The organism is Phytohabitans rumicis (assembly GCF_011764445.1).
In the GTDB taxonomy this organism is placed as follows: domain Bacteria; phylum Actinomycetota; class Actinomycetes; order Mycobacteriales; family Micromonosporaceae; genus Phytohabitans; species Phytohabitans rumicis.
Window position 1 is genome coordinate 214,319 of sequence record NZ_BLPG01000002.1, and the last position, 26,043, is coordinate 240,361.

30 protein-coding genes and 2 pseudogenes are annotated in these 26,043 nt (G+C 70.2%); 11 read left to right on the forward strand and 21 right to left on the reverse strand.

What is annotated here, in order from left to right; translation table 11 throughout:
• Nucleotides 1–422 precede the first annotated feature (422 nt).
• Entirely contained in the window at nt 423–1,622 is a 1,200-nt protein-coding gene (locus tag Prum_RS44600; RefSeq protein WP_173085190.1) for a low temperature requirement protein A, read from the reverse strand.
• A gap of 76 nt (nt 1,623–1,698) precedes the next feature.
• Nucleotides 1,699–2,094, reverse strand: a complete 396-nt coding sequence (locus Prum_RS44605; RefSeq protein WP_173085192.1) for a RidA family protein — start codon at nt 2,092–2,094, stop codon at nt 1,699–1,701.
• Nucleotides 2,095–2,195: 101 nt separating this feature from the next.
• Here Prum_RS44605 and Prum_RS44610 point away from each other — a divergent pair, with 101 nt between their 5' ends.
• On the forward strand, nt 2,196–3,170 hold the full coding sequence (locus Prum_RS44610; protein ID WP_173085194.1) for a helix-turn-helix transcriptional regulator: 975 nt from the start codon (nt 2,196–2,198) through the stop codon (nt 3,168–3,170).
• 48 nt (nt 3,171–3,218) lie between these two features.
• Nucleotides 3,219–3,653, forward strand: coding sequence for a VOC family protein (locus Prum_RS44615; protein WP_173085196.1), 435 nt, complete (start codon nt 3,219–3,221; stop codon nt 3,651–3,653).
• A 19-nt stretch (nt 3,654–3,672) separates the two neighbouring features.
• Here the strand turns inward: Prum_RS44615 and Prum_RS44620 are convergent, their stop codons facing one another.
• Nucleotides 3,673–4,071 (reverse strand): winged helix-turn-helix transcriptional regulator, encoded by a 399-nt coding sequence (locus Prum_RS44620; protein ID WP_173085198.1) that lies wholly within the window; start codon nt 4,069–4,071, stop codon nt 3,673–3,675.
• 157 nt (nt 4,072–4,228) lie between these two features.
• Here Prum_RS44620 and Prum_RS44625 point away from each other — a divergent pair, with 157 nt between their 5' ends.
• Complete coding sequence (locus Prum_RS44625; RefSeq protein WP_218577870.1) at nt 4,229–5,095, forward strand: NADP-dependent oxidoreductase; 867 nt, start codon at nt 4,229–4,231, stop codon at nt 5,093–5,095.
• Here Prum_RS44625 and Prum_RS44630 read toward each other — a convergent pair whose 3' ends face one another.
• The 4 genes and pseudogenes from Prum_RS44630 to Prum_RS44645 all read right to left on the reverse strand — a co-directional run bounded on the left by Prum_RS44630 (nt 5,096) and on the right by Prum_RS44645 (nt 7,314).
• Nucleotides 5,096–5,614, reverse strand: a complete 519-nt coding sequence (locus Prum_RS44630; RefSeq protein ID WP_178132698.1) for a Rossmann-fold NAD(P)-binding domain-containing protein — start codon at nt 5,612–5,614, stop codon at nt 5,096–5,098.
• Between the two features lie 213 nt (nt 5,615–5,827).
• Nucleotides 5,828–6,157: pseudogene (locus Prum_RS44635) on the reverse strand (biotin/lipoyl-containing protein); the annotation flags it as partial.
• Nucleotides 6,115–6,417 carry a hypothetical protein gene (locus Prum_RS44640; RefSeq protein WP_173084846.1) on the reverse strand — a complete coding sequence of 101 codons (303 nt, stop codon included), beginning with the start codon at nt 6,415–6,417 and terminating at the stop codon, nt 6,115–6,117. The gene Prum_RS44640 and the pseudogene Prum_RS44635, both read right to left, overlap by 43 nt.
• Before the next feature lie 102 nt (nt 6,418–6,519).
• A complete protein-coding gene (locus Prum_RS44645; RefSeq protein ID WP_246278753.1) occupies nt 6,520–7,314 on the reverse strand; it encodes an AraC family transcriptional regulator in 795 nt (264 codons plus the stop codon).
• Between the two features lie 45 nt (nt 7,315–7,359).
• On the opposite strand from Prum_RS44645, the gene Prum_RS44650 reads away from it, so the two are divergent.
• On the forward strand, nt 7,360–8,343 hold the full coding sequence (locus Prum_RS44650) for a zinc-binding dehydrogenase (protein WP_173085207.1): 984 nt from the start codon (nt 7,360–7,362) through the stop codon (nt 8,341–8,343).
• Between the two features lie 105 nt (nt 8,344–8,448).
• Here Prum_RS44650 and Prum_RS54245 read toward each other — a convergent pair whose 3' ends face one another.
• The gene (locus Prum_RS54245; RefSeq protein WP_173085209.1) at nt 8,449–8,877 is read right to left on the reverse strand and encodes a phytanoyl-CoA dioxygenase family protein; all 429 of its coding nucleotides are present in this window, start codon (nt 8,875–8,877) and stop codon (nt 8,449–8,451) included.
• Nucleotides 8,811–9,269 (reverse strand): phytanoyl-CoA dioxygenase family protein, encoded by a 459-nt coding sequence (locus tag Prum_RS55580; RefSeq protein WP_371871429.1) that lies wholly within the window; start codon nt 9,267–9,269, stop codon nt 8,811–8,813. Before Prum_RS55580 ends, Prum_RS54245 begins: the two co-directional genes overlap by 67 nt.
• Before the next feature lie 56 nt (nt 9,270–9,325).
• Between Prum_RS55580 and Prum_RS44665 the strand changes: the two genes are divergently transcribed.
• Complete coding sequence (locus Prum_RS44665; RefSeq protein ID WP_246278754.1) at nt 9,326–9,898, forward strand: MSMEG_1061 family FMN-dependent PPOX-type flavoprotein; 573 nt, start codon at nt 9,326–9,328, stop codon at nt 9,896–9,898.
• 105 nt (nt 9,899–10,003) lie between these two features.
• Here Prum_RS44665 and Prum_RS44670 read toward each other — a convergent pair whose 3' ends face one another.
• From Prum_RS44670 to Prum_RS44690, 5 genes and pseudogenes are all read right to left on the reverse strand, one after another.
• Complete coding sequence (locus tag Prum_RS44670) at nt 10,004–10,273, reverse strand: RICIN domain-containing protein (protein WP_173085213.1); 270 nt, start codon at nt 10,271–10,273, stop codon at nt 10,004–10,006.
• Nucleotides 10,270–10,542, reverse strand: coding sequence for a ricin-type beta-trefoil lectin domain protein (locus Prum_RS44675; protein WP_173085215.1), 273 nt, complete (start codon nt 10,540–10,542; stop codon nt 10,270–10,272). Before Prum_RS44675 ends, Prum_RS44670 begins: the two co-directional genes overlap by 4 nt.
• 95 nt (nt 10,543–10,637) lie before the next feature.
• Nucleotides 10,638–10,976, reverse strand: a complete 339-nt coding sequence (locus Prum_RS44680; protein ID WP_173085217.1) for a gamma-glutamylcyclotransferase family protein — start codon at nt 10,974–10,976, stop codon at nt 10,638–10,640.
• A 75-nt stretch (nt 10,977–11,051) separates the two neighbouring features.
• Nucleotides 11,052–11,425, reverse strand: a pseudogene (locus tag Prum_RS44685) (DUF779 domain-containing protein).
• Nucleotides 11,426–11,444: 19 nt separating this feature from the next.
• Nucleotides 11,445–11,753, reverse strand: a complete 309-nt coding sequence (locus Prum_RS44690) for a hypothetical protein (protein WP_173084848.1) — start codon at nt 11,751–11,753, stop codon at nt 11,445–11,447.
• 248 nt (nt 11,754–12,001) lie between these two features.
• Here Prum_RS44690 and Prum_RS44695 point away from each other — a divergent pair, with 248 nt between their 5' ends.
• A complete protein-coding gene (locus tag Prum_RS44695) occupies nt 12,002–12,337 on the forward strand; it encodes a hypothetical protein (protein WP_173085219.1) in 336 nt (111 codons plus the stop codon).
• Nucleotides 12,327–15,383 (forward strand): tetratricopeptide repeat protein, encoded by a 3,057-nt coding sequence (locus Prum_RS44700; RefSeq protein ID WP_173085221.1) that lies wholly within the window; start codon nt 12,327–12,329, stop codon nt 15,381–15,383. Before Prum_RS44695 ends, Prum_RS44700 begins: the two co-directional genes overlap by 11 nt.
• Here Prum_RS44700 and Prum_RS44705 read toward each other — a convergent pair.
• Nucleotides 15,316–16,062, reverse strand: a complete 747-nt coding sequence (locus Prum_RS44705) for an O-methyltransferase (protein WP_173085224.1) — start codon at nt 16,060–16,062, stop codon at nt 15,316–15,318. The two genes, Prum_RS44700 and Prum_RS44705, sit on opposite strands and share 68 nt — an antisense overlap.
• A gap of 69 nt (nt 16,063–16,131) precedes the next feature.
• Here Prum_RS44705 and Prum_RS44710 point away from each other — a divergent pair, with 69 nt between their 5' ends.
• Entirely contained in the window at nt 16,132–16,746 is a 615-nt protein-coding gene (locus Prum_RS44710; RefSeq protein ID WP_173085226.1) for a TetR/AcrR family transcriptional regulator, read from the forward strand.
• Here the strand turns inward: Prum_RS44710 and Prum_RS44715 are convergent.
• Nucleotides 16,737–17,126, reverse strand: a complete 390-nt coding sequence (locus tag Prum_RS44715) for a nuclear transport factor 2 family protein (protein ID WP_246278755.1) — start codon at nt 17,124–17,126, stop codon at nt 16,737–16,739. The two genes, Prum_RS44710 and Prum_RS44715, sit on opposite strands and share 10 nt — an antisense overlap.
• 92 nt (nt 17,127–17,218) lie before the next feature.
• On the opposite strand from Prum_RS44715, the gene Prum_RS44720 reads away from it, so the two are divergent.
• Nucleotides 17,219–17,974, forward strand: a complete 756-nt coding sequence (locus Prum_RS44720; RefSeq protein WP_246278756.1) for a helix-turn-helix domain-containing protein — start codon at nt 17,219–17,221, stop codon at nt 17,972–17,974.
• Nucleotides 17,975–18,006: 32 nt separating this feature from the next.
• Here the strand turns inward: Prum_RS44720 and Prum_RS44725 are convergent, their stop codons facing one another.
• Nucleotides 18,007–18,525, reverse strand: coding sequence for an AAA family ATPase (locus tag Prum_RS44725; RefSeq protein WP_173085232.1), 519 nt, complete (start codon nt 18,523–18,525; stop codon nt 18,007–18,009).
• A 495-nt stretch (nt 18,526–19,020) separates the two neighbouring features.
• Between Prum_RS44725 and Prum_RS44730 the strand changes: the two genes are divergently transcribed.
• Nucleotides 19,021–20,148, forward strand: coding sequence for a S1 family peptidase (locus Prum_RS44730; RefSeq protein WP_173085234.1), 1,128 nt, complete (start codon nt 19,021–19,023; stop codon nt 20,146–20,148).
• Nucleotides 20,149–20,199: 51 nt separating this feature from the next.
• Here Prum_RS44730 and Prum_RS44735 read toward each other — a convergent pair whose 3' ends face one another.
• The 3 genes from Prum_RS44735 to Prum_RS50335 all read right to left on the reverse strand — a co-directional run bounded on the left by Prum_RS44735 (nt 20,200) and on the right by Prum_RS50335 (nt 23,370).
• Complete coding sequence (locus Prum_RS44735) at nt 20,200–21,729, reverse strand: Hsp70 family protein (RefSeq protein ID WP_173085236.1); 1,530 nt, start codon at nt 21,727–21,729, stop codon at nt 20,200–20,202.
• Between the two features lie 187 nt (nt 21,730–21,916).
• Nucleotides 21,917–22,786 (reverse strand): AraC family transcriptional regulator, encoded by an 870-nt coding sequence (locus Prum_RS44740; protein ID WP_173085238.1) that lies wholly within the window; start codon nt 22,784–22,786, stop codon nt 21,917–21,919.
• Nucleotides 22,787–22,974: 188 nt separating this feature from the next.
• Nucleotides 22,975–23,370, reverse strand: a complete 396-nt coding sequence (locus tag Prum_RS50335; protein ID WP_218577871.1) for a hypothetical protein — start codon at nt 23,368–23,370, stop codon at nt 22,975–22,977.
• 8 nt (nt 23,371–23,378) lie between these two features.
• On the opposite strand from Prum_RS50335, the gene Prum_RS50340 reads away from it, so the two are divergent.
• Nucleotides 23,379–23,747 carry a hypothetical protein gene (locus Prum_RS50340; RefSeq protein WP_218577872.1) on the forward strand — a complete coding sequence of 123 codons (369 nt, stop codon included), beginning with the start codon at nt 23,379–23,381 and terminating at the stop codon, nt 23,745–23,747.
• Between the two features lie 11 nt (nt 23,748–23,758).
• Here Prum_RS50340 and Prum_RS44750 read toward each other — a convergent pair whose 3' ends face one another.
• Nucleotides 23,759–25,972 (reverse strand): MMPL family transporter, encoded by a 2,214-nt coding sequence (locus Prum_RS44750; RefSeq protein ID WP_246278757.1) that lies wholly within the window; start codon nt 25,970–25,972, stop codon nt 23,759–23,761.
• Nucleotides 25,973–26,043: the final 71 nt, after the last annotated feature.

Here is a 26,043-nt window from a genome sequence, read left to right on the forward strand (position 1 = left end):
TGTCGAGCGGGGCCGCCCTGCCCCACAAGTCGGGTGATCGGATCGATCTAGGAAGGATCGTGGGTATAAATCAGACTCGATACCCACGATCCTTCCTAGATCGGCGCCAGCCGGCGGTGATCATGAGGTTGGCGTTGGAGAGACAGCCTGCCCGGACGCTAACTTCATGATCACCGCAGGACGTGACCGGCCGCGAGCCTGCGACCCGCTCGCCAGGTCGGTGGTGCATTCGACGAAGCCGACGTGCGCCGTGTTCGTGGCGAGTGGTTGCCCCTGGGCGGGCAATTAGTCGACACAGTCGCCGAGTCTCTGCGCGATGGCGACGGCGCGGCGCCGCGCGGCGCCAAGATCCGACCGATCAGGCGTCGTCATCGCTTGACATGGATCGACTTTCCTCACCTTCCCGGCCTTGAGGGCGCCCCTCAGTCCGTGTCGCGGAAGAACGCCACCGGGTCCTCCCCGAGCCGCCGCAGCATGTTGCGGCGCAGCAGCGACACGGCCACGGCCGCGCCGATGGTCCAGACCGTCGCCACGACCACGACGCCGGGTGCGCTGAGCACCTGGTTCAGCCAACCGAGGTTGACGGTCGCAGCGATGGCGGCCAGTCGCAGCGGCCGCGCCCACCAACGGCGAGGTAGCGAGGAGAACACTCGGGCGCCGCCGAAGTAGACCGTCAACCCCACCGCGACGAACCAGGACGCCATGCCAGGTGGCTCCTCGTGCAGCGACAGGTTCACGCCGGCGACGACGAGCAGCAGCGCGAACGCGGGCGTGAAGTGGCCAGCGGCGTACAGCGAGTAGGCCAGCGCCGGGTTGCCGCCGGACATGCTCAGCAGCCGCTCGTTGACGCCGGCCACGGTGTCGAAGTAGACCCACCAGAGCGCGCCGGCCAACACGAGGCCGCCGCCCATGCTCAGCCAGTACGCCGAGTCCTGCTGCGGCCGGTCCAGCGCGGCCGCGCCGACGGTGATCACCAGCTCACCCAGCAGGATGATCATGAACAGGCCGAAACGTTCGGACAGGTGCGCCGCGTCCACGGCGGTGGCGGCGTCCTTGGGCGGCGCGAACATCGCCCGCAGCCGGTCGGCACGGCTGAGGCCGCGCTCGGCGCGGCGCCGCTCCCCGAGCAGCAGCGCCGCGACCTCCTGCAGCAGCGCGAGCGCCCACAGTGGGTAGCACCGCGGGGCCGGGACCGCCGCCGACACCGCGAAGATGACCGCCGACGCCGCGAACCCCATGCCCGCGCGGCGCGCCAGCGGCGCCCCGCGCGCCCCTAGGAGGTAGGCGACGCTCAGCACCACCCGCGCGCCCGCGAGGGCCAGCGCGAACCCGGCCGGGTGCTTCTCGAAGACTTGGTGCGCCTGCGTGGCGGCGATCCCGCACGGCACCGTGCCGGCGAGCACGAACAGCCGGTGCAACGGCTGACGGTCGTCGGCCTGGCGGTTGTAGAGGACGGCGTACCCGATCCAGGTCCACCACAGCGTCGCGAAAAGCCCCAGCGCAGCGGCGACCCGTCCCCACTGCGGCTCGGCCACGATCGCGTGCGCCACTTGGGCGACCGCGAAGACGAAGATCAGGTCGAAGTACAGCTCGACCCAGCTGACCCGCTTACCGCCCGTCATGTCCTGATCTTCATACACTACGGGCGGTGATCGGGTGTCTAGCCCCGCTGAGCGATCAACGAGCGGCGGGATCGCGTCACGCGACGGCGGTCCCCTCGAGTTCGACCATCTGGCCGGGGATCGCCAGCCGTGTCACCCCGAGCATCGTGGTGGTCGGCGCCACCCGGGCGGCGCCCAGTCGCGACGCCAGCACCCCGTAGTGCTGGAAAAGCAGGTCGACGTCGGTGGTGTAGACGTTGAGCCGGACGAGGTTCGCCAGGGACATGCCGGCCCCGCCGAGCACGGCCTCCAGGTTGTCGAGGCTCAGCGCCAGCTGTGCCGCCATGTCACCGTCGTGTTGGGGCTTTCCGTCGCCGTTCATCGCGGTCTGCCCGGAGCAGTACAAAGTCCGGGTGTGCCCGGAGACGATTTCGCCCTGGTTGAATCCCAGCTCCACCGACCACGTCACCGGGTTGACTGCCGTTCGTTCCATCGCCACATCAGTTCCATTCGATTCATGGGGAGTACGTCGTGTCAGCGAGCCTGCCAACAAATCACGACACCCTCTGTCGTGTATCCCGGTAAAGTTTTCGGATGCGCGCCGATCGGTTGGTCTCGCTGGTGCTGCTGCTGCGCCAGCGCGGTCGGCTGTCCGCGACCGCGCTGGCCCGCGAGCTGGAGGTGTCCACCCGCACCGTCTTGCGCGACATCGAGGCGCTGTCCGCGGCCGGCGTCCCGGTCTACGCCGAACGCGGCCGGCACGGCGGTTTCGCGTTGCTGCCCGGTTTCCAGACCGAGCTCACCGGACTGAACCACGACGAAGCGCTCGCCCTGCTGATCGCCGGATCGCGGCGCGGCGCGCAGGCATTCGGTCTCGGCTCGGCGCTCGCTTCGGCCATGCTCAAGGTGGTCGACGCGCTACCCGAAAGCTATCGGGACACCGCGGCCGGCGCGGCCCAGCGATTGCTCATCGACCCGGAGACCGACCTTCTCTCGCGCCGGCTGGTCACCGAGGAGGTGCCCGACACCATCGTGGCCGAGGTGCGGCGCGCGGTGTTCGCCGGACACAAGCTGCGCATCCACTACGCGGCGGTGGGCCAGACCCCGAAGTGGCGCACGGTGGACCCGATTGGCCTGGTCACCGTACGCGAGCAGGGCTACTTGCTGGCAACGAGGTCGGGCGCGGACCGCACCTACCGGCTGTCGCGGGTCTTGGCCGCCGAGGAGCTCGCCGAACCCGCACAGCGACCAGACCGGGTCGATCTGGACCGGGCCTGGCAGGAACGCAGCACGCGGTTTCGGACCGGCGGCGACTCGGTCACCGTGCTGGTACGGGTGAACGCGGCGCGGCGGGAGGACCTGGTGGGCACCGCGCTGGCCGTCCACGCCGAAGAAGCCGACGCGGACGGCTGGCTGCGGCTGGAGGTGAGCTTCCAAGATCCGAGACACGCCGAATGGGCGCTGTGGCAGCTCGCCACGAACGCGGAAGCCCTGACCCCGCAGTGGCTGCGCACCGCCCTACGCAACCGTGCCGCCGCGATCGCCACCCGCTACGAAGACTCATCCTGAGGGTTGGCCGCCGGCACGACGAAAGACCCCCGCCTTTATGGTGGACCGATGCCGTCGGTCAAGCAGTTCCAGGTCACCTTCGACTGCGCAGAGCCTGAGCGCGTCGCTCGTTTCTGGTGCGAGGTGTTGGGGTACGTCGTGCCGCCGCCACCGGAGGGGTTTGCTACCTGGGACGATTTCGCTCGCGCGCTGCCGCCTGAGCATCAGGGTTCAGCGTTCGCATGCGTCGATCCCTCGGGTGTGGGCCCGCGCCTGTACTTCCAGCGCGTTCCCGAGGGCAAGGTCGTCAAGAACCGACTGCATCTTGACGTGCGGGTCGGCACCGGGCTCGTGGGTGACGAGCGCCTGGCCGCGCTGGAGGCCGAATGCGCACGACTGCTCGTGCTCGGCGCGGTACGCGTGCGACTGTTGAAGGCCGATGGCGAGAACGAGTCGTGCCTGGTGATGCAGGACGTCGAGGGCAACGAGTTCTGTCTCGACTAGGTGGCCCGCCGTCCGGATTTCACGATCGCGCGTCGAACCGGTCGCGGGCCTCGAAGACGCGATCCATGTGGGTCTCTGCCCAGGTTTTGATCGCGACCATCACCGGGAACAGTTCGTGGCCGAGCGGGGTCAGGGCGTAGTCGACACGGGCCGGCACCGATGCGGTCACCGTGCGGGTGAGCAGACCATCGCGTTCCAGGGTGCGCAGCGTCTGGGTGAGCATCTTCTGGCTGACGCCGGCGATGCGGCGGGCGAGCTCGCTGTGCCGTTGCGAGCCGTCGGCGAGCGCCGCGATCACCAGCGCCGCCCATTTGTCGGTGAGCGTGCTCAGCAGTTCCCGAGTCGGGCACCCGGCCAGGAACGCGTCGTAGTCGCGCTTGGCCTGCTCTCGTCGTTGCGCAGTGGTCGTCGTCGCCACTATTCACCACCTTCGCCGGTGCCTTAGGCACTCCAAGGTACCTACTTTCTCACAGTGCCCAAGGTACCTAATGTCATGGGAGACCACGACATTCACGGAGGGTACGGCGATGCGCGCAGTCAGCTATGCGGAGTTCGGAGGACCGGAGGTCTTGCACGTGGCGGAACTGCCCGTGCCCGAGCCCGGACCGGGACAGGTACGGGTGCGGGTCGCCGCGTCCGTCGTCCACCCGGTCGACCTCATGATTCGTGCCGGTCGGTTCCCGGCACCGCTGCCGGCCGGACTGCCGTACGTACCCGGCTGGGACGTGGCGGGCAGGGTCGACGCGGTGGGTCCGGCCATCGGAGACCTCCGGCTGGACGACGATGTCATCGGCTTCTCCCCCTGGGTGCGCACCACCGTCGGCGCCCACGCGGAGTACGTGGTCCTCGAGGCCGCCTGGCTGACCGCCGCGCCCACCGGCATTCCCGCCACCGAGGCCGCGACCCTGCCGACCAATGGCCTCGCCGCCGCCCAGGCACTCGACCTGCTCGCGCTCCCGGCGGGCTCATCCGTGCTGGTCACCGGCGCCGCGGGGCAGGTCGGCGGATTCACCCTCGCGCTGGCCCGGATCCGCGGTATCCGCGCCACCGGCATCGCCGGGGCCGACGACCGCGAGTTCGTCGAGTCACAGGGCGCGACGTTCGTGCCGCGCTCGGACGATCCGATCCCGCTAGCGCCGGGCAGTTTCGACGCAGTTGTCGACCCGGCGGTGATCGGCCCGTCACTGCTGGAACTGGTCAGGGACGGTGGCGGCTACGTGGCCGCCTCACCCCCGCTGCGCCCGGAGCCGGTGCGGGACATCCGAACGTTCGCACTGGACGTGCTACCGGACGGCAACCGGCTGGGCGACCTGGTGAAACTCGTGGAAAGCGGCGACATACCGCTGCGGGTCGCCGGGGTGTACACCTTCGCCGACGCGGCGGCGGCCCACGAGCGGCTGGCCCAACGCGGCGTACGGGGCGCAGTGGTACTCGTTCCTTGATCAGCGGTTCTGTCGTTCGAGGCCGCGGCGGACGAGGCCGCGGACGCCGGGCAGGGTGATCGCTCGGATCGTGACGTCGTTCAGCCACACGTGGAGGCGGCTCGGTGGCGCGTACTGGTACATGCCGCGGCGGGCGTGTGCCTGCCGCTTGGTGACCTCAGGTCGCAGGCCGGCTTCCCAGTCGGCCAGGGCCGCCGGGAGGTCGTGACCGTGCCGCTGCAGGACAGCGCCGAGCTGATCGGCGCCGGCGAGCGCCAAGGCCGCGCCGTGCCCGGCGAAGAGTGTGACGCACCAGGCCGCGTCTCCGAGGAGCACGATCCGACCGGTGCTCCATCGTGGCATGACCACCTGGCTGACCCGATCGAAGTAGGCGCCGGCAGGGTCATTCTCAAGGTGGCGGATCGCCTCAGGCACGCCCGCGGCCAGGTCGCCGAAGGCTGCGCGAAGCGCATCCACCGGTCCGCGTTCCAGTTCCAGACCCGGATCCACGCAGCGGTACGTGAAGAACGCCGCAGGCACTCGAACGCGCGACGGTCGACTACCTGGTCGCCGAGCAGCAGCTCGGACGGATACCTGCGAGCGCCGACACGGACGCTCTCGCTCTTGCCGTGGTCGGTGTGCTGCACCACGTCGCGCTCACCGACGGCACCAACCCGGCGGCAGACAGCCGCATTCGTCGCGCCATGACCACACTGACCGACGGCTCCCAAGCCGTCACTTCCTGACGGGCTTGATTGCTGCGATTGCCGCGCCTACCGGTGCGGTCTCTCCTTCGAGGACCTTGATCTCCAGCAGCGTGCCGGAAGCTTCCGCGGGTATCTCAGTGTCAACTTTGTCGGTCGAGATCTCGAACAGCGGCTCGCCGGCCTCGACGGTGTCGCCGACATGTTTCAGCCAGCGTGTCACGGTGCCCTCGACGACATGCTCCCCGAGCGCCGGCACCGTGACGAACACGGTGACGTCGCTGCGGCGCTCCGAGTGCGTCAGAGTCGCGGTGAGAGTGGGCTGCTCCTGCCGGGTCAATGCAGGTTCTGGCGTGTCCCCCTTCGCTGGCGGTGGCGCTTCCACAGGTAGACGGCGCCGCCCAAACCGACAAGTAACGCCGCTGTCCCCTTCCATTGCCGCTCGAAAACCGGACGCTGATCACCGAGTACGGCATCCCCGACCAACGTAAGCCAGACCAGGGGAACGACCCAGCCGAAGGAACGCGAGAGCGGTGGCAGTTCTCCTCGGGCACGAACGGCTAACACCAGCACGAGGGCACTGCTCGCAACAACGACAAGCGGCAAACCGATACGCCACACGGCGCCGATGAACTGCACGGATGCAGTATGGGGCAGGTGCAGCGCGTCCGGAACCCGGCCATCCATCGATAGGGTGTAGGCACACTGTCCATACAGGATCGCGTGGGGAGCGCCCGCGGCTCATTCGTGTCGCCGACCTGGTGAACGTTCGCGGTCAATGTACAAGCGCCGATGGCGGCCCGGCGTGGTGCCGACGATCGCGGTGAAGGCGGCGATGAAGCTGCTCGGGTTCGCCCAGCCGCAGGCGTGCGCGACGCGCGTCGTGTCGTGGCCCTCGGCGAGCAGTACGAGCGCGTGACAGATGCGCAGCTGGGTGCGCCATTCATAGAACGTCATGCCGAGCTCGTCGTGGAAGAGGCGGCTGAGCGTGCGGGCGCCGGCTCCGACCCGCTGACCGAGCGCGGCCAGCGGGCTGCTATCGGCGGGGTTGTCGTCCACGATGCGAGCTACCGCCCGCAACCGGTCGTCGCGTGGCTCGGGCAGCTGCGTGGGCTGCTCGGGCGCCTCGCGGAGCTCGTCGACCAGGACCCGGTGCAGGCGGGCGCGAGCGCCGCGGTCGAAGTGCCGCGTTCCGGTGAGGGTCAGCAGGACCTCGCGGACGAGGCCGGAGGCCAGGAAGACCGCCGGGCGAGCGGGCGCGAGCCGGGCGAGCGAAGGCGGCAGAAAGACTATCCGCATATCGGTGTCGCCGTGCGCGCGGTGGTGGTGCGTGGACCCGGCCGGGATCCACGCGACCCGGTTGGCCGGAACAACCGAGGTGCCTCGCTCGGTGTGCACGGACAGGACGCCGCTGGCCGCGTACACCAAATGCCCGCGTGGGTGGGAGTGTGCCCGGCTGGTCCCGCCCGACGGCCACAGGTGCACGCCCCGGACGGCCAGATCCGGGATTGGCGGGCTACGGGCATAGCTTGGCATTCTAACGGTGGGCGGCCGCAAGGCTGCCTGGCGACAGTTCAGGACATGAGAACGACGATGCGAGCCGCGGTCTGCGTCCGGGCGGGCGGCCCCGAGGTCCTGGAGATTCGTGAGCTGCCGGTGCCGGCGGTGCGGGACGGCTGGAGCCTGGTGCGGGTGATGGGCGCGGGCCTCAACCGTTCGGAGTTGCGGACCCGTCAAGGCCATTCGCCGAGCGTGCGGTTCCCGCGCGTGCTGGGGATCGAATGCGTGGGCACCATGGCGGTATCGACCGATCCCTCGCTGCCGGAGGGCACGACCGTCGCGGCGGTGATGGGCCAGATGGGCCGGGAGTTCGACGGCGGCTACGCCGAGTACGTGTTGCTGCCGAACACGCTGCTCATGCCGGTGACCACCACGCTGCCCTGGGAGGTGCTGGCCGCGCTGCCGGAGACGTACCTGACCGCGCAGGGCGCCTTCGACGCGCTGGGGATCCGGCCAGGTGAGCGGTTGCTGATCCGCGGCGGTACGTCGTCGGTGGGCATGGCCGCCGCGTCGATCGCGCACGGCCACGGCGTCGAGATCGCGGCCACGACCCGCCGGCCCGAGAAGGCCGGCGCGCTGACCGCGGCGGGCGTCGACCACGTACTCCTCGATGACGGAGCGTCGCCGCGCACGCCGTGGCCGGCCGGGCCGAGCCACGTCCTGGATCTCGTCGGGACGAGCACGGTCGTCGACTCGCTGCGCCTGGTCTGCCGGGGCGGGACCGTCTGCGTGGCGGGCTCCCTCAGCGGATGGCTGATCCGCGACTTCGAGCCGATCGCGATGATCCCCTCCGGGACCCGGCTCACGGCCTTCCACAGCGACGACGCCAAGGGCAGCGCGGGCGCGGCCGTACTCCAGCGGGTCGTCCACAACGTCGAGGCCGGCATCTACCAGCCGAACGTCGACCGGGTCTGCGGCCTGGACGACGTCGCCGCGGCCCACCGGCACATGGAGGACAACCAGGCCACCGGCAAGGTGGTCATACTGCCGCAGAGCCCGTCCTGAGCCTGATTCCTGTTCAATGGAGCGCAACGCTTCGAGCAGCGCGCTCGTACGCTCGTCGCCCTCGAGCAAGGACAGCAAGCAGATATACCGCCCTATGCGCCGTGACTAACTGCGCACATCTCGAGCGCGAACAGTGGCAGACCGCAGCCATTGCTCAGGGTCTTGGCCCGCGACGAATCCAAGGTAATCGCTGGCCAGCGCGACTCCAGCCAGGCGTCGAAGGTTGGGGGCCAGACTGCGTAGCCGGTCGATGCCGGTGGCCAGGATGTGGTTGTCGGCGGGCCGGAGCCAGGGCAAGACGTGTTCGCAGATCAGGGCACGGCGTGTGGTCTCGGCGGTGTTATGTCCGGCGGCGTGCCACAGGCGGCCGCTGTAGACCAGCGCACTACCGGCGGGCATGACCGCCGGAACAAGCTCCTGCGGCTGCGGACGGCGTCCCGCGGCCCAGCGGTGGCTGCCCGGAGCGATCAAGGTAGCACCGTTGCTGGCGGTGAAGTCGTCGAGCGCCCAGATGACGTTGATCTCCGCCTCCACCTCCCGGGGAAGGGGGTAGACCCCGCGTCGAAGTGCAGCTGCTGGGCACCCTGACCCGGATCCACGGCAGACAGGAACAGCATGCCGAACTGGTAGACCTCACCCAGGCAAGCGGTGACGAGGTGGTGCACCTCGGGGTGGAGCAGCAGCGGTTCGAGGGACCCGACGCGTTTCAGCAGGGAGTACACGCGCCGGGTGCGCCGGCCGTCGAAACCGTTGTCGCTCCAGTCGGCCCCGCGCAGAAGGTCGTCCGCGTGGTCGCGGGCCGCGGCGAGCTCCGCGTCGGACAGCAACGCGCGCAGCACCACGAAGCCATGGTCTTGCAGCGCAGCAAGAGCTGAACCGCTTTCGGTGTCACCGATCTCAGCCACAGCCGGAGATCCTAACCGCACATCCAGCTCCGCCTATGGTAGGTCGTCAGCCAGGTCGGTCCATTAGGGTCGGCGGCATGACGCCAGCCCTTGCCGCCAGCGCCTTCGACTCGCTGCGCCTCGACGCCGTGCCCGACCAGGAGGCACTGCGCCGGGCCTACGAACTGCCCAGCGACGCGGCCGTGCGAAAGCAGATGACCGAACTCACCGAGCAGACCCGGCGGTTGATCGGCTGCTCGTCGCTGGTCCTGGTCGCCAGCGTGGACGCCGAGGGCAACTGTGACGTCTCCCCGCGCGGCGGCCCCGCCGGGTTCGTCGCCGTCCTGGACGCACGGACGGTGGCGATACCGGACGCGACCGGCAACAAGCGCCTGGACACCCTGCAGAACGTCATCGCCACCGGGCGGGCCGGGCTGCTGTTCGTCATCCCGGGGCGCACCACGACGCTCAGGGTGAACGGCCGGGCCTGCGTCTCCACTCGCCCCGAGCTGCTGTCGCAGCTGACCGCCGTGGGCAAACCGCCGGCCAGTGCGCTGGTGCTGGGGATCGAGGAGGTCTACCCGCACTGCCCAAGGCGCTGCTGCGCAGCGGGGCCTGGAAGCCCGAGCAGTGGCTGCCCGCGGACGCCCAGCCCACCTCCGCCGAGGTGACGCTGGCCCAGCTGCGGATGCCGGAGCTGACGATCGCTGACATCGAGCAGGCGGAGGCGGACTCGCTGAAGTACCGGTACGAGTGACGGGCCGTACAACGACCGATCAGATGTGGTGCTCTTCCCACCTCTGCTCAAGGCTGTTGGAGTACGGCCACTGAACGATCCATGTGCCGTTGGCCCTGGAGCCGCCTGAGACGGCGAGGACATAGTTGCTGTTGACGTTCCGGAGGAGCCAGCCCTGACCTGCTCCGGCGGAGAGCTTTTCCCAGTGCTGATCGGCCTTGCTGAGGTTGCAGGTCCATTGGACGGCGCGGGCGCCCGGTTCGCGACTGCTGTCACCGATGGCCAGGCACTTGCCGCTGTTCGAGTTCATGATGTTCGTCCCCCGTACCACCTCCAGATCTGTTCGGCGTTGCCGCCGAAGGGCTTGCATCCCCAGCTGACCAGTGGTGCGCCATTCTCCAGGCTGGCACCGCCGACCGAGGCGCACTTGGGGTCGAAGTCGCCGCTGCCGTTGAAGCCCCTCAGCTCGAAGTACTGGCTGGCAGCCTCGGCGCGAACGGGGCCGAGCAGGGTCAGCGCCGTGACCGCGGCCGCGACGACGGACAGGAGGCGGTGGATGCGGGGCCGTGCGATGCTCATATAAGGGACCTCCATTGTCGACAGTCCGCCGTGGACGAACTGACGGTATCGATGCCCGGCCCCGGCGTCCAGCACACCACCGGACAGCGGGGTGGTCACGGTGTGGCGGCGACGTACACCCAGGCGCGGATGCCGGAGGCGAGCGAGACCAGGACGCGGTAGTAGTCGTCGACCTCGTAGCCGTCGGCGGCGACCAACTCGTCGTCGGTCAGCTCGAACACCGCGCCCGGCACGCTGTCCGCCTCGTCGCCGGTCTCGACCAGGATCGGATGGTGGGTCTGGCCGCTGACCGCGAGCACATCCGGGTCGGTGATCTCCAGCATCGTCACGGCGTAGCCCGGCAGATGATCGCCCTGGCCGGTGAGCAGCCGGCCGAACGTTGCCTGCTGCACGGCCGGGTCCCGCAGAGTGCCATAGGAGAACAGCATCGGCATGGCAATGATCTTTGCATCCCGCGGCGATTCGCCTCCACCCGCCCGGCCGGTCACCGCCGGCCGGGCGGGTGCGGTTCAGGCGTCGAGGGCGGCCTGCTCCTGCGGGGTCAGTAGCCGGGAGCGGATGAGGAACCGGACGCCTTCGGGTGCTTCGAGGGAGAATCCGCTGCCGCGGCCGGGGACCACGTCGACGGTGAGGTGCGTGTGGCGCCAGCGCTCGAACTGGGTGGCGGCCATCCAGAAGGTGACCGGTTCGGCGACGCCGTCGACGACCAGTTCGGCGAGCAGGACGTCGGAGGAGCCGGTGCGGAACCCTCCCTCGGGTAGCACATCGGGCTGCTGCCGTCGCAGCAGCCGCCGGACTGGTGAAACATCAACGGTCCGTGGGCGCCGCGCAGTGAGCGGAGTACGTCGGCGGCGGCCGGGGTGATGTCGACGCGGGATGCCATGGCCTGTCCTCAATGGAGCCTAGAAGAAGCCCAGGGCCTTGGGTGAGTAGCTGACCAGCAGATTCTTGGTCTGCTGGTAGTGGTCGCGCAGCACCGGCAGCACCGCCGACAGCGGATGCGCCGACCGGTAGCCGGCCAGGTCGTCGTCCAGCAGCGTGACCGGCGGATCGGCGTCCGGGTCCACGTGCGCCTGCGTCGAGCGCAGCCACGAGCCGGCCACGACGTCCCGGATGGGCATCGACCCGACGTCCAACATGCCGGTGGACAGGAAGGTGGCGTGCGCCTGGGCGATCTCGCGGGCCCGGCCGCGCCGACCGCGGCCAGCCACCCGTTCGCCATCGGCGTCACCACCCCGTGTCGCGGTCCCGGCTACCGCCGGCTGTGCTCCCCCAGGTAACCCACGGCCGCGGCGATCGGCAACGTGCAGCCTCACAGCCGGGATTCAGGAGTCGGGATCGGCGCCATAGCCATCGCCTCGACCTCGACCTCCTCCACGTCGGCCATTGTCGCGGGGATGACACGCGAGGTCCTACGCGCCCGCTTCCGCGTCATCGCGGCCTCGTCCATCATGGGCGGATGAAGCGGCGGTTGTGGGCGTTGGCGGCCTTGCTGGGTGCCGTCCTGGCCGTCGCCGGATGGATCGTCTATCTCGCCACGATCGGGCTGGACCGGGCCGACCAACTGTCCAGTGTGGTCGGCGCGATCTTGGCGGCCGTGGTCGGCGTGGCGGGCTTGGTGGTCGCGTTCCGCACCTGGCCCCGAGGCCGGATTGAGCCGCCGGCCGGGGCCGGTGGCGAGGTCCCGCCGGCCGCCCCTGTCCAGATCAACCAAGCCTCCGGCGCCGCGACCATGTTCAGCGTGCAGGGCGGTGACCTGATCATCGGTGAGCCGGGCCCTTCCGATGAACGATGACGTTCGGCCCGGCCAGCTCAACCTCGCCCGCGACAACGCGACGCTGGTGGCGGTCCAGCACGGTGACGTCTACGTCCACCAGCGGATCGGCACGCACCACATCGACGAACTGTCGTTCGACGCCGGCCCACCGGTGACCGACGAGCAGCCCAGCCGGCTGCTGAACGCCGGGAACCAGGTGGTCCGTTTCACCGGCCGGGAGCGGGAGATCGCCGACCTGGCCGCGTGGCGGGACGAGGCCGCGGCGGTCGCGGTCCGGCTCGTACACGGCGGGGCGGGCCAAGGAAAGACCCGCCTGGCGCACCGGTTCGCGGAGATGTCCCACGCCGCGGGCTGGATCACGCTGCGCGCCCGGCACAGCCGGGACGTCGCCGTCCGCCCGATCGAGGTGCAACACGACGAGGGTGCGCTCGCCGCGTACAGCCGGGTCCTGGTGCTGGTGGACTACGCGGAGCGGTGGCCGACGTCCGACCTGCTGGCGCTCCTGCTCGACCGGCGGCTGCACGGCGGCCCGACGCTGCGCGTACTGCTGCTTGCCCGGCCGATCGGCAACTGGTGGTACGCGCTGACCCACCGCCTGTCGGAGGCGCTCGGCGTGCGGGCGGACACCTCCGAGCTGACCCCGCTCGGCGCCACCCACGACGACTCCCGGCACGTGTACCGCGTGGCCAGCTCGTGCTTCGCCGAGGCCCTCGGCGTGCGCGACCCCGGGCACCCGCCTGCTGAAGTCGAGGGCTCGGTGCTGACCATCCACATGGCTGCGCTCGCCGGCGTACTGGCCACCCGGCAGGGCGACGTCCCGCCGACCGATCCCGGCGCCCTGTCGGCGTACCTGCTGGACCGCGAACGCAGCCACTGGCAGTCCATGTACGACAACGACCGGCGGATCCAGTCCACTCCGCGGGTGATGGGGCGGGCCGTCTACCTGGCCGCGCTCACCCGGTCGCTGGACTACGCGGCGGCCGTGGCCGCGCTCAAGGCGACCGCCGTCGCCGACGACGCCGGAGCCGCCGGGCAGGTGCTGGACGACCACGCCATGTGCTACCCGCCGCACGACTCGACCACGGCGCTCGAACCGCTGTACCCGGATCGGCTGGCCGAAGACTTCGTGGCGCTCCAGACACCGGGGCACGCCGTCGACGGCTTCCGCGCCGACCCGTGGGCCAACGACGCGTTCGCCGCGCTGGTCGCCGCCAGCACGCGCAGCGCGGTCACCGCCCTGCCGCTCCTGGTCGAGACCGCACGGCGCTGGCCGCACCTGACCGAGCGCCAACTCCTGCCGCTGCTGCGCGAACGGCCGGACCTCGCCGTGCACGCCGGCGCACCCGCCCTGTCGGCCATCGCCGCCGCGCCGGCCATGCCGCTGGACGTACTGGAGGCGATCGAGTCCGCCCTGCCCACCGAGCCGAGCGGCGACCTGTACGCCGGCATCGCGGCGATCACCGAACGGCTGGCCACCGACCTGACCGGCCACACCGCGGACCCGCTGCGCGCGGCCCGGCTCTCCCAGAAGTTGGGCTGGCGCCTACTCGACGCCGGGCAGGTGCCCAAAGGCATCGCCCTGCTCACCCTGGCCGTCGACGCCGCCCGCCGCCTGGTCGCCGACGACCGGGCCGGCCACGCCGCGCAGCTGGAGCTCGCGCTGCGCAGCCTCGGCACGGCCCACATACGTGCCGAAGAGTGGGCGTCCGCGGTAACGGTGCTGTCCGAGGCGATCGGCCTCTGGACCGATCCCGGGGTACGGGCCGCGCCCGCGACCGCCGCGGTCGCCGGCTGCCTGGCCGACCTCAGCCTGGCGCTCTGGCACCAGGGCCACAACGCGTCGTCGTTGAAGACCCGCGGCCGGGCAATAACCCAGCTGCGCCAGCTGGTGGCGACCGCACCGCGGCACCGCCTCGCGCTGATCCGCGCGCTCATCCAGCAGGCCGACCAGTTGCGCCAGGGCGACCGCGGCCACGACTCCCTGGACGCGCTGGACGAGGCCGTCACGCTCCTGCGGGCGGTCGCCGCCGACCCCGACGCCGGACTCGAGTCGGACTTCGCCACCACCCTGCTGGGCCGGGCCAAGACACTGCTGTCACTCGGCCGGCTCCCCGAGGCGGAGGCCGCCGTGGCCGGCGCCGTGAAGGTCTTCCGGCGGCTGGCGGCGGTGAACATCGCCTACGACGGCGACCTGGCCCGCGCGCTGCTGGTCGAGGCGGAGGTCCTGGGCCGGCTCGAACGCTGGCCGGACGCCATCGACACGCAGGACCAGGCGGCCGCGATCTACCGGCGGCTCGCCCGGATCAGCATGCCACGGCACGCCGTCGACCTGGCCCGCACGCTGGTCACCTTCGCCCGCCTCTGCCGCGACGCCGGGCATCGCCACGAGGACGCGCTGACCCGCCTCCGCGAGGCGATGACGATCCTGAAGGTCGGCCGGCTCGACCCCGCCGTACAGCAAAGGCTGACGGACGCCGCGCGGTGGATCGGCGCCGACCTGCTCGACGCGACCGGCCGGCACGACGAGGCCGACGACCTGCGGCGCTCGCCCCATCACTACTCGCCGCCGCCCCAGCCCTCGCAACGACGCCCACCGCGTCCGCCCGACACATCGCAGCGAGACCTGGCGCGTTCGATGGCCGGCAGCATTCACTACCTGGCCAGAGCCGAGCTCGAAAGGCTCGAGCCGCTCGACGCCGCCGCGGTGCTGGCCGCCCTCAAGGAGGTGCGGTTCTGGTGGCTCGAGGCGATCCTGCGCGGCTTGCATCGCGACCACGAACTGGAGGTGCTGCGCCTGCTGGTGCGGCACGAGGCGCACGACGTCGACACCGTGACGTGGCGGGTCGTCGCGAAGCGGCTGCTGACCCTCTCGGCGCGTGAGGCCGCCGCGATTCTCAGCGACACCACGCCCGCTACCGCCGCGGCCATCCTGAACTACGACGACTGGAGCTGGAAGGCCCGCGCCGTACTTGCCCACCTGGACCACGCCGTGGAGATCACCCGCCGGCTCGGCTACGACCCGTACGCTGACCAGGCGAAAAAACGCCTCTGGGATCCGGGATAGCCTCCCCCTCGACGGTGGCCGGGCCCTCGGCAGCGGACCGGCAGCTGATCTCCATGCCGTCTTCCACCGGGAAGGTGACGCTGACGTACCCGTTGGCGGGGTCGCGGACGTAGTCGAGGTAGTCGGCCATGGCGGGGAGTTCGATGTCGTCGGCCACGACCAGCGCGCCCGACTCGAGCCGTGGTTCGAGCAGGCGAAGTACCGGTAGGCATTGATCCTTCCAACCATCCAGCAGCACCACGCCAATGGGTCCCGGGATGTCGGCCAGGGTGTCCAGGGCGTCACCGGCCAGGATGGTCACCCGGTCACCCAGGCCGGCCTCGTCGAGGTTGGCTCGCACGGCCGTGACCTTGGCCGGGTTCAACTCGGTGCCGAACACCCGGCCGGCGCCGTTGTCGGCGATCGCGGCGGCGAGGTACACGGTGGAGATCCCGAACGAGGTGCCGAACTCCACCACCGTCGTCGGGCGGCTGGCGCGCACGAGTGTGTAGAGCAGTTCGCCTCCCCGCGCGGAGATCGGTAGGTAGAAGGTCTGCAGCGCGTCGGCCCGCTGCCGTGCGGTGGCAGAGGTGGACGACCCAGAGATCGGCGGAGGTGGCTGCTCGTCGTCATTCGCCGCGGCGGCGAACAGCCGGTCGAGCACGGTACGGACCGATGGACTGTGCAGTGTCGTGGCCATGCCGGCTAGACTAGACGCGACGTTGCGTTGTGTCTAGCGTTCGGTACGCTCGCTCAGCGAAGGAGGGCAATGACCGAGCACCACGGAAACCGGTACGGGCGCAGCGAACGAGCTCGGCAGGCGGTCCTGGAGGCCGCCGATGACCTGCTGGTCGAACGCGGGTTCGCCGGCGTGACGATCGAGGGCATCGCGGCGCGAGCCGGCGTGGCGAAACAGACCATCTACCGCTGGTGGCCCTCCAAGGTCGACATCCTGATGGATGCCTTCATCGACGACATGGCGCAGCATCTGACCCCGCCCGACCACGGCGATCTGGGACTCGACCTGCGCACCCACCTGAGTAAGCTCGCCGATTTCCTGACCCGATCGGACGCGGGTGCCGTCTTCCGGGCACTCGTCGGGCAGGCGCAGCACGACCCGGACCTGGCGATCCGACTACGCGCCGACTACCTCGGCCAGCAGCGCGAGCGCGATCGTCTCCCCCTGTCACGAGCCGTCGAGCGTGGCGAGCTACCCCCGGACACCGACCTCGATCTCGCGATCGACCAACTCGTCGGTCCCATCCACTACCGCGTCCTGGTCACCGGCGAACCCGTGCCCCGCCATGTCACCGACGCTCTCGTGCACCATTTCCTCGTCCAGCATCAGCCGGTCGCACCCTCCCAGCCGTCTCGTCAGCGCTGATCCGATTCCCACCACACCAGGTTGGCGGCAGCGTGGGCAACCGGCTCGATGGTCTCCCATCCCTCGGCGATCAGCTCGTCGTGGATCCGCCAGATGTCGACGACCACAATCTCCGGTCCCGCGTCGGGAAGCCAGCGCCGCGAGTGCACCACGACGTGATCACCGTCGGCCAGCATGTGAAGGATCTCAACCTGCATGCCGGCGATCGGTGCCAAGGCGGCGCTGACGGCGGCGAGCCATTGCGCCTTGGTTGATGTGGTCGAATCTGGCCGGTGGTGGACGAAGTCATCGCTGAGGAACTGGGCGAGCACCTCGACGTCGCCCGTCTCGATCAGTCCTGCCAGCGCCCGTTGAACGATGCTCTTGTTCTCGGTGGTCATGGACGCAGTGTTTCCGGGACCGCTTGGATTGTCGATGAAATGCGATTTCATGGCGACCCGCGCGGCGCTGAGTACGCTTCATGATCGTGTACATGATCGGGGAACTCTTGCGCCAGTGGCGGCAGCGCCGGGGGCTCAGCCAACTGGACCTGGCGATTGCGGCGGATGTCTCGGCTCGTCACGTCAGCCTGGTCGAAACCGGGAAATCCAAGCCGAGCGCCGAGATGGTCCTCCGACTCGCGGATCAGCTCCATGTGCCGCTGCGTGACCGCAACCGGCTCTTGCTCGCCGCCGGCTTCGCACCGCGATACGCGGAGCGTTCGCTGGACGACGGCGCGCTGTCGGCGGCCCGCGACGCGGTCCGCAGGGTGCTCCACGCGCACGAGCCGTATCCGGCGCTGGTCTTCGATCGCAGGTGGAACATCGTGATGACCAACCGCGCGGTCGACCCGTTCTTCGCACAGGTGGCTCCCGACCTGCTGCAGCCGCCGGTCAACCTGCTGCGGCTCGGACTGGACCCGCGCGGGTTCGCTCGCATGGTCGTCAACCTGGCCGACGTGCGCGCGATGTTCCGCGCCCGGATCACACGCCAACTCGCGACAGCTCCCGACCCTGAGCTCACCGCGATTTACGAGGAACTGCTCATGCCCGAACCCGACCTCGCGGCAAGTCAAAGCGTCGAATCGGACGTCGTGATTCCGATGATCGTTCGCGTCGGCGGGCGAGAACTACGGCTGTTCTCGACCATCACCACCTTCGGCACCCCGATGGACATCACCCTCGACGAGATCGGGATCGAGTCGTACTATCCCGCGGACGCGGAAAGCGCCGCTTACTTCACGCGGTAGCTTGCCTGCGCCGATGATGATTGAGATCAGCGTCAACTCTTGACGGCCTCTGCGATCTGCAGGGCGGCCTGGGCGGGCGTGAGGTGCGTGGTGTCGACGACCTCGGCCTCGCGATGTAGCCACGTGCGAGCCGCCTCGGCGTAGGGCTCAAGGTATTTGAGGCGGAACGGGGAAGGGACGGGGTGTTCCCCCTCGATACGCCCGCGGAGGGTGTCTTGGTCGGCGTGGAGGACGAAGTGCCTTACCGGGATGGCATGTTGGGCGAGGCCCGTGCTGATCTCGCGCCAGTACTGCTCGACCAGGACCGTCATGGGCATCACCAGAGTGCCGCCGGTGTAGTCGAGTACGCGGCGGGCGGTCTCGACGACGAGCTGACGCCACGGCGGCCAGTGCTGGAAGTTGTCCGTCTCGGGCAGCCCCGGTGTGATGTCCATGAGTGTCTCGCCGACCTTCTCGGCGTCGAACACCCGTGAATCCGGGATCAGTTGCTGCACGATGGCACTGGTCGTCGTCTTGCCTGCGCCGTGCGTGCCATTGACCCATACGATCATGGGACCCGACGCTAGCGCGGCGCGGTGTCGGGCCACGGTAGCGCCGCGGCTCCCCCACTGGATTTGGCTTGGGCCGGCGGGGTTCTCGGACTCCGGCACCCGGCGGTAGCGGCGGGCCTGCCCCGCGCGACGCGATAGCGCGCCAGTTGCGGGCGCGGAGCACCGCCCGGACGACCAAACCGAGCCACGCCAGCACGATCACGAAGCTCATCACCACGCCGATCGACGCATGCCCGAACGCGGCGGCGACCACAGTGGGAGCCACCACAACGGTGATCCACACGGTGAGCACCATCCACCCCGTACGGTCCCGGCGAACGGTACGGCGGCGCATCCCACCATGGTGCGCCCGTCGACGACGCCCCGACAAGGCGGCGCGGCTGGCGGATGGCAAGGAAACGGCATACCGGACGGGGGAGGCTACGACGTCCTCGGTACACCAACGTCCACGACGAAGGAGAGCCGGTCGGTGCCAGCTTGTTCAGGGAGTGTTCAATGCGAAGTCTGATCACCAGACGTGCCGTCATCGCGTCGACTGCCGCCGCCTTACTTGGCGGCGCGTTGGCCATGCCGCAGGTCGTACACGCCGCCCCCACCCCGCTCACCGAGGCGTCCGCCGTGCGCGCGCTGGCCGCCGAGTTCGGCGACGACCGCACCGCCGGCGTCTACCGGAACGAGACCGGCCGGCTGGTCATCGCCGTCACCGACCAGGCGACAGCTCAGGCCGTCCGCGCCGCGGGCGGCGTCGCGGAGGTCGTGAAGTACAGCACGGCCGCCCTGGCCTCGATTCACACGACCTTCGACGAGCGGGTCGCCGACGTCGGGCCGATCCCCAACACGTCGTGGGGTGTCGACCCGAGCAGCAACCAGGTCGTCATCGACATCTTCGACGGGGTGTCCGCCGCCGACGAGAAGCGGCTCAGGGAACTCGCCGCGGGCTACGGCGACGCGGCGCGCATCGAGGAGCTTCCTGGCACCCTCCAGGCGGCGGCCGATATCGAGACCCGAGGCGGCATCGGTATCTACCCGAAGGACGGTGTCGGTTACTGCACTCTCGGGTTCAACGTCCGGAACTCCGCCGGGCAGAAGTACTTCGTCACCGCCGGGCACTGCGCGAACACCGCCGACGACCGGTGGTGGAACAGATTGAACGGGGAACACTACCTCGGCAAGCGCATTTGGTGGGACTACGGCGGCATCGACAAGGACTACGCCGTCATGGAGTACAAGGGCCCGGAAGCCGTCGGTCCGCCCGTTGTCGCCTACGGGGCCGTCACCGCCTTCGGCAAGGACTACGAGATCATCGATTCCCGCTATCCCACCGACACGGATTCCGTGATGCGTGCCGGCGCGCATAGCGGCGATCTGGTCGGAGAAGTGCTTTCGCCGAGCGTTACCGTGACCTACATCGACGGCACCACGCTGAAGAACATGATCAAGACCTCGCTTTGTGTCATGGACGGTGACAGCGGCGGTCCTATGTGGAACGGCGTCGAAGCCCTCGGCATCACGTCCGGTGGCAACCGGATCGATGAGGAGTGCCGCAGTTCGACAAACGACCGTGTGTCCTACTACCAGCCGGTGCACTGGGTGCTGGTCCACCATGGCCTGCACGCCTTCTAGGTGACTGACGGCCTCCGCCGGGTCGCCTTGGCCGACCCGGCGGAGGTCCTCTCAGTCGTCGGCGGGTCGGGCGGGCAGTAGAGCGCCGACAGCGATCGTGATGGCCACCGTGACGGCTACTGCCGACGGGATCGTGCTGTTGCCGAATTCTCGGTACATCAGCACGGCAGCGGCAACCGCGGGCACCGCGGTCAGAACCGTGAGCACGACGTGTCCCCAGCCCGGTCGTGGGATACGGCGTGTGCGGATCCATGCCCAGCCGAGGGCCGTGACGATCTGCACGCCGAGCAGGGACACCACGCTCGCCGGGCCCTGGTCCACCAGGATCCGGGAGGCGAGCATGATGTCGCTCGGCAGCAACACGACCAGGGCTACTGCCGCGGTGGCGGTCGCCGGGCTCGTCCGGCGGGGTCCGGCCGGTTCGGGCGGTTGGCGTTCGGTGGTGGGTGACCGGGGCGCGGGACTCGGCGCTGCCGCCTGCTCCGGCGTGGTGGGCCCGGGGTGGTCGAGGTGGAGACTGCCGGTGGCTACGGCCAGTTCCGGTTGTTCGATCACGGTTGGGGCCAGCCCGAGGGTACGGTGCAGCAGGCTGGCCACGAGCGGGACGCGGCTGGAACCGCCAACGAGGAACAGCCCCGCCAACGCCTCGCGGGGCACGCCGGCCTGGCGCAGGGTCGTCAGCGTCACCTCGACACTGTGCTGCAGCAGTGGGCGGGCAGCCCGTTCGAGCTCGTCGCGGGTCAGCCGCACGGTCGCGTCGGCCAAGGGGACGTACAGGTCGGCAGCGGCATGGCGGGACAGTTGCTCCTTGACCGCGCGTGCACCGTCCCACAAGGTTCTGCGGGCCCGCTGGTCATCGGTGGTCCGTGGCCAGTCCAACCGCCCCCACGCGTCGGCGGCCGCGTCCCTGGTCAGGAGCCGGGCGTGGTCGACCACGAGCGCGTCGAGATCGATCCCGCCGAGGTCGGCAAGACCGGCCGCGGCGAGCGTGTCGAACCCGCTTCCGTCGCGGCTGACCACACTGGCGTCGAAGGTGCCGGCGCCCAGGTCGTAGACCGCCACCGCACGACCCGCCCGCAGTTCATGACCGAGCACGGTGGTGAAATAGGCGGCGGCCGCCACCGGCTCGGGCACCAAACGCACATCGCCCAGGCCGGCCTGCCGTGCCGCATCGCTCAGCACATCCGTGCGGACGCCGCCCCACGTGGCCGGATGCGTCAACACCACCGTCGCCGGGATCGCACCGGCGACCCGGCACGCCTCCCGCCCCACCCGGGCCAGCACCGCCGCGACCGCATCGACCACCGCGATCTCCCGATCGCCCAGCCACACAGTGCCCTCGTCGATGCGCCGTTTCGGGTGCGGCTCAAACCCGCCCGGGTGCGCCAGCCCTGCCCGATAGGCGTCCGCACCGGTCAGCAACTCGAGGTCCGGGCCGGCGAACACCCCGGAACCCAGCAACGGCGATGAGTCGAACAGCAGCGGCGTCACCACCCCGCCCCCGTGCCGCAACACCGCCACGGTGCTCGTGGTGCCGAAGTCAACCCCAAGCCAGACACCCACGCGGTCTGAGATCGGCACGGTGCGACCGTAGCAGGGAGAGCGTTCGGAGTTGGGGTGGCGTACCACCGGGCGGGCTTGTCTCACGGACCCGGCAGCGCGGGTCGGGGATCTCGGCTCGCTCCGCGAGCCGCCGACCTGCGCGGTGCCCGCGGGAGCATGCGGCCCGCAGGTGACGCGGGCCGGGGTAAATCTGCCTGAGAATCCGTCACGTCGGTTCGACGGGCAGCCACAGTTCGCAGGTCGCGGTGCTGAAGTCGTCCGCGCGCTCCAGGACCGCAACGATGGAGGGGCCTGGCCGCAGACGCCACGGGTTGGCGGGGAACCACTCGGTCGCGGTCGCGGCCCAGGTCTGCTGCAGAGCCTGCGGGTAGGGCCCGGCGGTGCGGAAGACCGCCCACGTGCTGGCCGGTACCTCGATGGCGTGGAGGTCGTCGGGGGCCGGCGTGTCCCGGGAGACAGCGACCCCGTGCAGGTAGGTCAGTGCGCTGCCCTCGGTGGCGTCGGGGTCGAGGTCGTCGCTGACTTGCAGCAGGCCCGCCGGCTCGGTATCGCTGAGGGTCTTCAGCCGGACATGCTCCTCCTGCGGCAGTGCGGTGATGAGGCGCTGGATGTGCGGGTTGATGCCTTGGTGGATCAGCGGAACCCGGGCTGCGTGTCCGACGAGCCGGAATGCGGGGCGGTCGACGATGCGGGTGTCCATGGGGATGCTCCCTTCGACGGTCAGGCGGAACCTGATGTGCGGTTGTGTGCGAAGAGGGCCTCCGTCGCGGCGTACGTCGCCAGGGCTGGCGCCGTGGACCGCCCGGAACGCACGTCCGAACGCCTCGGTTGAGCCGTATCCGTGCCGGACGGCGATGCTCAGCAGATCGTCCTGACCCCGCACGACGGCGGCGGCGGCGACGGTCATGCGGCGTCGGCGCACGTACTCCGACAGCGGCATGCCGGCCAGCGACGAGAACATCCGGCGCAGGTGGTATTCGGTCGTGCCGAGCGCCCTGGCCAACGCGTCGACGTCGAGCTCCTCTGTGAGGTGCTCCTCGACGAGGTCGACAAGCCGGTTGAGTGCCGAGATCACGAGCCCTCCTTTCAACGTCAACCCTGGCCGAAGGCACCCCGCTCGCGCCCGACCGCTGTGGCCCGATCCGATCAGGTGGCAGCCATGATGCGTCCACTTTGGACGCGGCGAGCGTATACCTTGGTCTGCCCCTGGTAGACCGTGGACCGACGGCCGCACCCACGCTGCTGCCCGAGACTGGGTTCGACTCACATCGAGGAGGACCTTATGGGGATCAGCCGAGGGGATTTTCTGGGCATGGCCGCCGCGGTAGGCGGTGCGGTGCTGCTGCCCGCGTAAGGAGCCGAGGGCTGCACGTGTGGCTCGAGCCGACCCTCGGTGACGTACCGCCGCGGGAGATCCTCGACCACCTCGCCGAGACCGGCCGCTGTGCCGAGCGGCTGCGCCGCCAGGGTGCCGGCGTCCACCTGAGCGTCGGGTGCGAGTTCGTCCTGTTCGTGCCCGGCATCGTGCCCGGTGACAACGTCCTGGAACGGATCGAGAACCTGCTGAGCGGCAACTTCGACCCCGAGCAGATGATCCTGCGCCTGCGCGCGCCGACTACATGCGGGCTCTGCGGCGGCACCAGCGGCCGGGAAAGCCACTGGCCATCATGGAGTTCGGCACCTGCACCTTCGAGGGAGCGCCGGAGCAAGGCGGCATGGGGTGGAACGCCGTCGACTACACCAAGCAGCCACCGGAGATCAGGGGCGACCTCGTGCGCAGCGAACGCACCCAGGCGAGCTACCTGAACACGGTGCTCGAGGTCTTCGAGTCCATGCGCCTCTACGCAGCGCTGGCATTCACCTTCGTCTCACCGGACGCCGAGCATCGCCGCGAGCCGCGCTACGACCTGGACATGGCCAGCTACGCCCTCGTCAAACCCATCAAGCAACGCCCAGGCGACCCGACGTCCGACTGGCACTGGGAGCCCAAGCAGGCATTCCACACCCTGGCCCGCGCATACCGCGCCGCCACATAGGGCAGCGGCATTCAACCGTGAACGCCCGCCCGGACGGCCGGGATCCGTGCGGCCGCCGGCTGCGGGCCGCTGGTGCGCGGCGCGAACCAGCGCTCGTGCAGCCGGCGCAGCGGCGCCGGCGCCCACCAGTTCCACTCGCCGAGCAGGTTCATCAACGCCGGCAGAAGCAGGCCGCGGACGACCGTGACGTCGAGCAGCAGCGCGACCGCCATCGCGAAACCGATCTCCTTGACCGCGATCAGGTCGCCGAGCAGGAAGCCGAGGAACACCACGCCGATGCACAGCGCGGCGGCGGTGACCACCGGCCCGGACTTCTCGATGCCGGCGCGGACGGCGTGGTCGCTGGCCAGCGTGCGGCGTTGGGTGCGGCGGCGGGTGAGGTCACGCCCGTCCCACTCCTCCTTGATCCGGGCGAGCAGGAACACCTCGTAGTCCATCGAGAGCCCGAACACGAACACGAACAGCAGGACGGGTGTGGTGACGTCGATCGCGCCCCACGAGTCGAAGCCGAACAACGCGTCGCCGATGCCCCACTGGAACACGACGACCAGCAGGCCGAGCGTGGCGAGCAGGGTGAGCGCGTTCATCAGCAGCGCCTTGACCGGCATCACCAGCGAGCCGGTCAGCACGAACAGCAGCACCGCCGTGGACAGCAGGATGACCAGCAGCGCGATGGGGAACCGGTTGGCCACCGAGTCGCGGTAGTCGACCAGTTCCGCGGCGGCGCCGCCGACGAGCACCGGGAACGGCGGGTCCATCGCCCGGATCGCGCGTACGACGTCGCGGGAGGTCTGGCCGGCGGTCTCGCCCTCCGGCGTGACGTCGATGACGGCCGCCGGGGCGGCGATGTCGGGGCGCGGCTGCATCCGCAGCACGCCGTCCAGCGTGTTGAGCGCGTTCATGAAGTCGCGGACCGGGGCACCGGCCGGGTCGGCGTCGACCACCACGACGATCGGGTCGGCCTGGCCGCCGCTGAAGTCGCGCTGCACCGCCTCCTGCAGCTCGCGGGCCTCGGCCGAGGCGGGCAGCGCGCGGGCGTCGGAGTTCTCGAGGTTGACCGCGAACACGAACGGCAGCGACAGCGCGAGAAGGCCGGCCGCGACGGCGAGCGCGACCGGCGCCGGCCGGCCCTGCGCGAATGCGGCGAGCCGCGCGAGCAGGGCCGGGCCGGGTTCGGCGCGGCGGCGCAGCGCGGCCGCGACCGCGCGGCGGAACGCGAGCACCCGGGTGGAATCGCGGGCCCCGGGGATGCGGCGGTGCGCCACGGCGATGAGCGCGGGTACGGCGGTCAGGCCGGCCAGGGTGGCCAGCAGCACCGCGACCGCGCCGCCCAGCGCCATCGCGCCCAGCAGCGGTTCGGCGAACGCGTACAGACCGGCCATCGCCGTGGCGACGGCGAGCCCGGAGATCAGCACGGTGCGGCCGGCGGTCGCGGTGGTGCGGGCGACCAGGTCCGCGACCGGGGCGTCGGGGTCGGCGTCGCGCTCCTCGCGGAACCGGGCGATGACCAGCAGCGCGTAGTCGACGGCGAGCCCGATACCGAGCAGGGTGACCACGTTGACGGTGAACTCGCTGACCCCGGTGAGCGCGGTCAGTCCGAACAGGCCGAGCAGCGTCACCGACACGGTGGCCAGCGCCGCGGCGAGCGGGATCGCGCCGGCCACGAAACCGCCGAGAATCAGCACCAGCACGACCAGCAGGACGACGATCGCGACCGACTCGCCGAGGGCCGCGTCCGCGATGGCCTGGTCGGCGAACGCGCGCTCCGCGAGCTTCTCGCCGCCGACCAGCACGTCGGGCGCGTCGATGCGGTGCAGTGCGCCGGCGCCCGCGTCCTCCACTCGCTCCCGCCGGTCGTCCGGCATGCCTCGCTCCAGCTCGACGCGGATCAGCGAACTGCGGTTGTCGGCGCCGATCCGCCCGCCCGCGGCGCCGTACAGGTCCTCGACCTCGGTGACGCCGTCCATCTCGCGGATTTCGCCGGTGACCGCCGTGATGTCGTCGACCAGCGCCCGGTCGTACATGTCGCGCCCACCGACGACGGCGATGACCAGCGGACCCTCGGGCTGCAACTGGTCGACCCGCCGGTCGGCGAGCTGCGACCCGGCGTCCGGCCGCAGGCTGCCGGTGGTGGTGAGCCGGTCGAAGACCTGGCCCCCAGGACCAGCCCGGCGGTGAGCAGGACGAGCCAGGCGCCGAGCACCGGCCACCGCCAGCGGGCACACGAACGGCCGAGTGCAGCGCAGATCACCGGGGCATGCAAACACTTTCGCGTTTGCGGCGCCACCCCGCGTCC

Coding starts and splice junctions, on each gene's coding strand:
- Prum_RS44600 (WP_173085190.1), bottom strand. CDS start 1,622: ATGACGGGCGGTAAGCGGGTCAGCTGGGTCGAGCTGTACTTCGACCTG.
- Prum_RS44605 (WP_173085192.1), bottom strand. CDS start 2,094: ATGGAACGAACGGCAGTCAACCCGGTGACGTGGTCGGTGGAGCTGGGA.
- Prum_RS44610 (WP_173085194.1), top strand. CDS start 2,196: ATGCGCGCCGATCGGTTGGTCTCGCTGGTGCTGCTGCTGCGCCAGCGC.
- Prum_RS44615 (WP_173085196.1), top strand. CDS start 3,219: ATGCCGTCGGTCAAGCAGTTCCAGGTCACCTTCGACTGCGCAGAGCCT.
- Prum_RS44645 (WP_246278753.1), bottom strand. CDS start 7,314: ATGCCAAGCTATGCCCGTAGCCCGCCAATCCCGGATCTGGCCGTCCGG.
- Prum_RS44650 (WP_173085207.1), top strand. CDS start 7,360: ATGAGAACGACGATGCGAGCCGCGGTCTGCGTCCGGGCGGGCGGCCCC.
- Prum_RS44665 (WP_246278754.1), top strand. CDS start 9,326: ATGACGCCAGCCCTTGCCGCCAGCGCCTTCGACTCGCTGCGCCTCGAC.
- Prum_RS44670 (WP_173085213.1), bottom strand. CDS start 10,273: ATGAACTCGAACAGCGGCAAGTGCCTGGCCATCGGTGACAGCAGTCGC.
- Prum_RS44675 (WP_173085215.1), bottom strand. CDS start 10,542: ATGAGCATCGCACGGCCCCGCATCCACCGCCTCCTGTCCGTCGTCGCG.
- Prum_RS44680 (WP_173085217.1), bottom strand. CDS start 10,976: ATGCCGATGCTGTTCTCCTATGGCACTCTGCGGGACCCGGCCGTGCAG.
- Prum_RS44695 (WP_173085219.1), top strand. CDS start 12,002: ATGAAGCGGCGGTTGTGGGCGTTGGCGGCCTTGCTGGGTGCCGTCCTG.
- Prum_RS44700 (WP_173085221.1), top strand. CDS start 12,327: ATGAACGATGACGTTCGGCCCGGCCAGCTCAACCTCGCCCGCGACAAC.
- Prum_RS44705 (WP_173085224.1), bottom strand. CDS start 16,062: ATGGCCACGACACTGCACAGTCCATCGGTCCGTACCGTGCTCGACCGG.
- Prum_RS44710 (WP_173085226.1), top strand. CDS start 16,132: ATGACCGAGCACCACGGAAACCGGTACGGGCGCAGCGAACGAGCTCGG.
- Prum_RS44715 (WP_246278755.1), bottom strand. CDS start 17,126: ATGACCACCGAGAACAAGAGCATCGTTCAACGGGCGCTGGCAGGACTG.
- Prum_RS44720 (WP_246278756.1), top strand. CDS start 17,219: ATGATCGGGGAACTCTTGCGCCAGTGGCGGCAGCGCCGGGGGCTCAGC.
- Prum_RS44725 (WP_173085232.1), bottom strand. CDS start 18,525: ATGATCGTATGGGTCAATGGCACGCACGGCGCAGGCAAGACGACGACC.
- Prum_RS44730 (WP_173085234.1), top strand. CDS start 19,021: ATGCGAAGTCTGATCACCAGACGTGCCGTCATCGCGTCGACTGCCGCC.
- Prum_RS50340 (WP_218577872.1), top strand. CDS start 23,379: ATGGAGTTCGGCACCTGCACCTTCGAGGGAGCGCCGGAGCAAGGCGGC.